Here is a 4,770-nt window from a genome sequence, read left to right as displayed (position 1 = left end):
GACCCGCCGCACCACCGGCACCCCCGACGGGCGCGCCCGTGCGCGCGTACCCGCACCTTCCCACCGCCGCCCACCTGCTCCGCGAGGCCCGCAGCCCTGTACCGCCGCGCGCGGCCGGAGACACGGCGGGGCCCCCGCGCGTCAAGCGGCGGGGGCCCCGTACTGGGATGCGGGACGGCGCTGTGCCGGTGCCGGCGCGGCGCCGGACCGTGCCGGTGCGGTGCCGGACCGTGCCGGTGCGGTGCCCGACGGCGCCAGTGTGGTGCCGGGCGGCCCGGTGCGGCGCTGGGCGGCCCCGGCGCGGCCCCGGCACGGCGCCGGGCGGTGCCGGACGGCGCCCGACGGCGCCCGACGGCGCCGACGCCGTGCCGGGTGGCGTTCAGCCGCCGTGGGCCGAGCGGGCCTTGAACGCGGCCTTCCGCGCCTCCTTGGCCACCTTCTTGTCGGGGTGCAGCCGGCCCATCGCCTCCAGTACGTCGGCGGTGGCAGGGTGGTCGACGCGCCAGGCCGCGGCGAAGAAGCCGTCGTGCTGGGCGGCCAGGCCCTCCACCAGGCCCTGGAGTTCCTCCGAGTTGCCCTCGGCGGCGAGCTGGGCGGCCAACGTGTCGATGGTCAGCCAGAAGATCAGGTCCGGAGAGGGCGCGGGCACGTCCTGCGCACCGTGCTCGGTGAGCCAGACCCGGGCCAGTCCGCCCAGTTCGGCGTCGTCCAGCACCTCGCGCAGGGCCGGCTCCGCGGCCGTACCGACGAGAGACAGCGCCTCCTGGCAGCGCAGACGCCGCAGCGGTGCGCCGGCGTCGGCGCCGCGCGCGGCGGCGAGCAACTCCCGTGCGGCAGCGAGGGGGTCACGCCGGGCCAGCCACTGCTCGGTCTCCGCGCGGGCGGCCAGCGGGCCGTAGTGGGCGGTGCCGTCCAGCAGCGCGTCGGCGCCCTTGTCGGTGAGGTCGCCGACGGCCGGCGCCGTGAACCCGGCCTCCAGCAGCCGCGCCCGCAGCCCGTACAGGCCGAGCGGGGTGAGCCGGACCATGCCGTAGCGGGCGACGTCGGTGTCGTCGACGGGCGCGGCGGGCTCCTCGTCGGCGTCCGCCATCAGCGCCTCGTCCACCGGCTGGTACTCGACCAGCCCGACCGGCTCCAGCAGCCGGAACTGGTCGTCGAGGCGCATCATCGCGTCGGAGACCTGCTCCAGCATGTCGTTGGTGGGCTCGCCCATGTCGCCGGGCACGATCATCGACGCGGCGAGCGCGGGCAGCGGTACCGGCCCTTCGCCGGGCCCGTCCTCGTTCACGGTGAGCAGGTAGAGGTTGCCGAGGACGCCGTCGAGGAACGCGGCCTCCGCCTCGGGGTCCCAGTCCAGCTGCGAGAAGTCGACCTCCCCGCCCTCGTCGAGCGCGTCGACCAGGTCGTCCAGGTCGGGCACGCTCGCGTCCGCGATCACCGTCTCCAGGGCGCCGAGCCAGAGACCGAGCACGTCCTGCGGCGAGCCGGTGAGCAGGGCCAGGTCCGGCCCGGCCGCCACGGTGCCGGCCTCCTCGTCGGTGATCTCCACGAGCCCGGTGTCGACGGCGACCCGCCAGGCCTCGCTCGCGTACGCCGCCGCGTCGTCCCCGGTCAGTCCGAGCGTCTCGGCGGCGGCCGGAAGCTGCTCCTCCACCAGGCCGCCCCCGGCGTCCACGCGGGTGTCGGGCCCGGCCCAGCGGGCGAGTTTCGCGGCCCGGGCGAGCAGCGGCGTGGACAGGGCGTCCCGCGCCAGCTCCGCTTCCGGGGTCAGCCGCACCGGGGGCAGGGGGGAGCTGTCTGACATGGGCTGGTTCTCCTAGGACGCGATGTGCCACTCTGCCTGTTCAGCCTAGACGGGTTTCCACCCATGCCGCCTGGTTCATCTCCCCGCCGCCCGCCGTACATGGCCGAAACCTTGACAACTGCCCCGGCCAGGCTGGAAATTGACGCGCGTAGAAAGAAGGGAACGACCGTTCACCGTCTTCTACGCGCGTCATGCGCCGCCCGCACCACCCTCGTCCCGGCGCCTTTGTCACGTCCCCGGAGGGAATCCCTTGCCGAGCAAGTCGTCCGCGCGTCTCGCCGCGCTCACCGTCGCCGCCGTGTGCTCCGCGGCGTCCACCGTCGTCCTCAGCTCCACCGCGCACGCGGACTCGGTGCGCATCCACGACATCCAGGGCACGACCCGGACCTCCCCCTACGCGGGCCAGAAGGTCACGGATGTGGCCGGAATCATCACGGGCATACGCACCTACGGCTCGTCCAAGGGCTTCTGGATCCAGGACCCGGACGCGGACGACAACCCCGCGACCAGTGAGGGCGTGTTCGTCTTCACCAGCTCCACGCCCAAGGGCGTGACCGTCGGCGACGCGGTGAAGGTGTCCGGCACGGTCTCGGAGTACGTCCCCGGCGGCACCTCCTCCGGCAACCAGTCGGTCACCGAGATCACCAAGCCGGCGGTGACCGTCGTCTCCAGCGGCAACGCGGTCCCGGCCCCGGTGGTCGTGGACGCCGACTCCGTCCCGGACGCGTACGCGCCCGCCGGGGACGGCGCCGCGAGCAACTCGATCAACGGCCTGGTGCTGCGGCCCGCGCAGTACGCCCTGGACTACTACGAGTCCCTCGAGGGCATGAACGTCCGGGTCGACGACACCCGTGTGGTCGGCGCCAGCGACCCGTACACCGAGCTGTGGGTGACGGTGAAGCCGCACGAGCACGCCACCCGCCGCGGCGGCACCGTCTACGGCTCCTACGACTCCCAGAACACGGGCCGTCTGCAGATCCAGTCCCTGGGCGCCACCGCCGACTTCCCCGCCGCGAACGTCGGCGACACCCTCACCGGCGCCACCACCGGCCCGCTCGACTACAACCAGTTCGGCGGCTACACCCTCGTCGCGAGCAGCCTCGGCACGCTGGAGAGCGGCGGCCTGGAGCGCGAGACCACGCGCAAGCAGCGCAACGGCGAACTGGCCGTCGCCACCTACAACGTCGAGAACCTCGACCCGTCCGACGGCACCTTCACCGCGCACGCGTCCGCGATCGTGAACAACCTCAAGTCGCCCGACATCGTGTCCCTGGAGGAGATCCAGGACAACAACGGCGCCAAGGACGACGGCACGACCGCCGCGGACGTGACGGTGAACAAGCTGATCGACGCGATCGTCGCGGCAGGCGGCCCGCGCTACGACTGGCGCTCCATCGACCCGGCCAACGACACCGACGGCGGCGAGCCCGGCGGCAACATCCGCCAGGTGTTCCTGTTCAACCCCGAGCGGGTGTCGTTCACCGACCGCCCCGGCGGCGACGCGAGCACCGCCGTCGGCGTGACCCGCGAGCACGGCAAGGCGGCGCTGACCGTCTCCCCGGGCCGGATCGACCCGACGTCCGACGCCTGGAAGTCCAGCCGCAAGCCGCTGGCCGGCGAGTTCGTCTTCCGCGGCCGCACGGTCTTCGTGATCGCCAACCACTTCAACTCCAAGGGCGGCGACCAGGGGCTGACCTCCCAGTACCAGCCGCCGGTGCGCAGCTCCGAGACGCAGCGCCACCAGCAGGCGGCGGAGGTCAACACCTTCGTCAAGAGCCTGCTCGCGGTGCAGAAGAACGCGGACGTCATCGCGCTCGGCGACCTAAACGACTTCGAGTTCTCCGACACCGCGAAGATCCTCGAGGGCGACGGCGAGCTTTGGTCGGCGATCAAGTCGCTGCCCAGGAGCGAGCGGTACACCTACGACTACCAGGGCAACGCCCAGGTGCTCGACCAGATCCTGATCAGCCCGGCGATCCGGCGCGGCTGCGACTTCGAGTACGACAGCGTGCACCTGAACTCGGAGTTCCACGACCAGATCAGCGACCACGACCCGCAGGTGCTGCGCTTCCACCCGTAGCCCCGCGTACCGGTCCCCTCCCCGGGTCAGCCGGGGAGGAGACCGAGGGCGTGCTCGTAGCGGGTGACGGTGAAGCCCTGGACGCCCGGGTACGTCCGCACCCGCTCCCACTGCTCGGTGGGCGCGCCGATGCCCTCGCCGGGAGCGGCCAGCACCTCGTCGTAGGCGCGCTCGCTCTCCCACTCGGCGTAGTTGAGGACGTGGCCGCCGTCCGTGCTGAGGTGGAAGTGGGCGCCGATCAGACCCCGGTGGCCGACGGGGTCGTCCTCGAGGGCCTTGAGCACCAGGTCGGCCCAGTGGGCCCGCTCGTCGGCGGCGGCCGGGTCGAAGTCGATCCGCACGGCCACGATCAGACCGGGTACCCGCGTGTCGCCCACGGCGCGGGCACGGCTGCGGTGGTGCCGGTAGCGGTCGAGCCGCAGCCGCTCGATGCCCGGCACGGCCGTGTCGATCTCGTCCACCCGCTCCTGGCGTCGGGTGCGCACGAAGGCCTCGTAGTCCTGCTCGCCCGCCCACTGCGAGTGGTGCATCACCGTGGACCCGTCCCGGCCGAGGTAGACGTGGTAGCTCAGCAGGCCGTCGGTCGGCCAGGGCTGCCGCTCCCAGGTACGCGCGATCGCCTCCGCGGTCAGCCGCTGGCGCTCGGGCGTGCCGACCCGCCAGGTGCTGAAGAACGGCGCGCCGACGCGCGGGTCGGTCGGATCGGGGTGGGCAGCGGTACGACGGGTCATGACGGCCTCCGGTGATCGGCAGCGGATGCGTGCGAAGATCACCCTCCAACCTCAAGCGCTGTTGAGGTCAACCCCGCGGAGAAGACGCGTCGCGGCCCGGGCTCACCCGGTCGTCAGCCCCCAGGTGAGCGCGAGGCGGTACCCGGCGCACAGGC

General features: G+C 73.0%; 3 protein-coding genes. 1 reads left to right on the top strand and 2 read right to left on the bottom strand.

What is annotated here, in order from left to right; all coding sequences use genetic code 11:
- Positions 1 to 379 precede the first annotated feature (379 nt).
- Complete coding sequence (locus AB0E88_RS28640; protein WP_361636339.1) at positions 380 to 1,804, bottom strand: hypothetical protein; 1,425 nt, start codon at positions 1,802 to 1,804, stop codon at positions 380 to 382.
- A gap of 250 nt (positions 1,805 to 2,054) precedes the next feature.
- Here AB0E88_RS28640 and AB0E88_RS28635 point away from each other — a divergent pair, with 250 nt between their 5' ends.
- Positions 2,055 to 3,884, top strand: coding sequence for an endonuclease/exonuclease/phosphatase family protein (locus AB0E88_RS28635; RefSeq protein ID WP_361636336.1), 1,830 nt, complete (start codon positions 2,055 to 2,057; stop codon positions 3,882 to 3,884).
- 26 nt (positions 3,885 to 3,910) lie between these two features.
- On the opposite strand, the gene AB0E88_RS28630 is transcribed toward AB0E88_RS28635, so the two are convergent.
- On the bottom strand, positions 3,911 to 4,615 hold the full coding sequence (locus tag AB0E88_RS28630; RefSeq protein ID WP_361636333.1) for a hypothetical protein: 705 nt from the start codon (positions 4,613 to 4,615) through the stop codon (positions 3,911 to 3,913).
- Positions 4,616 to 4,770 lie beyond the last annotated feature (155 nt).

This window comes from Streptomyces sp. NPDC028635, assembly GCF_040637635.1.
Classification (GTDB): domain Bacteria; phylum Actinomycetota; class Actinomycetes; order Streptomycetales; family Streptomycetaceae; genus Streptomyces.
Note: the sequence above shows the minus strand (reverse complement) of the source record. Positions and strands in the feature narration are given on the sequence as shown.

Excerpts from the sequence above, each read along its gene's own strand:
- AB0E88_RS28630 (WP_361636333.1), bottom strand. The coding sequence starts at position 4,615 with ATGACCCGTCGTACCGCTGCCCACCCCGATCCGACCGACCCGCGCGTC.
- AB0E88_RS28640 (WP_361636339.1), bottom strand. The coding sequence starts at position 1,804 with ATGTCAGACAGCTCCCCCCTGCCCCCGGTGCGGCTGACCCCGGAAGCG.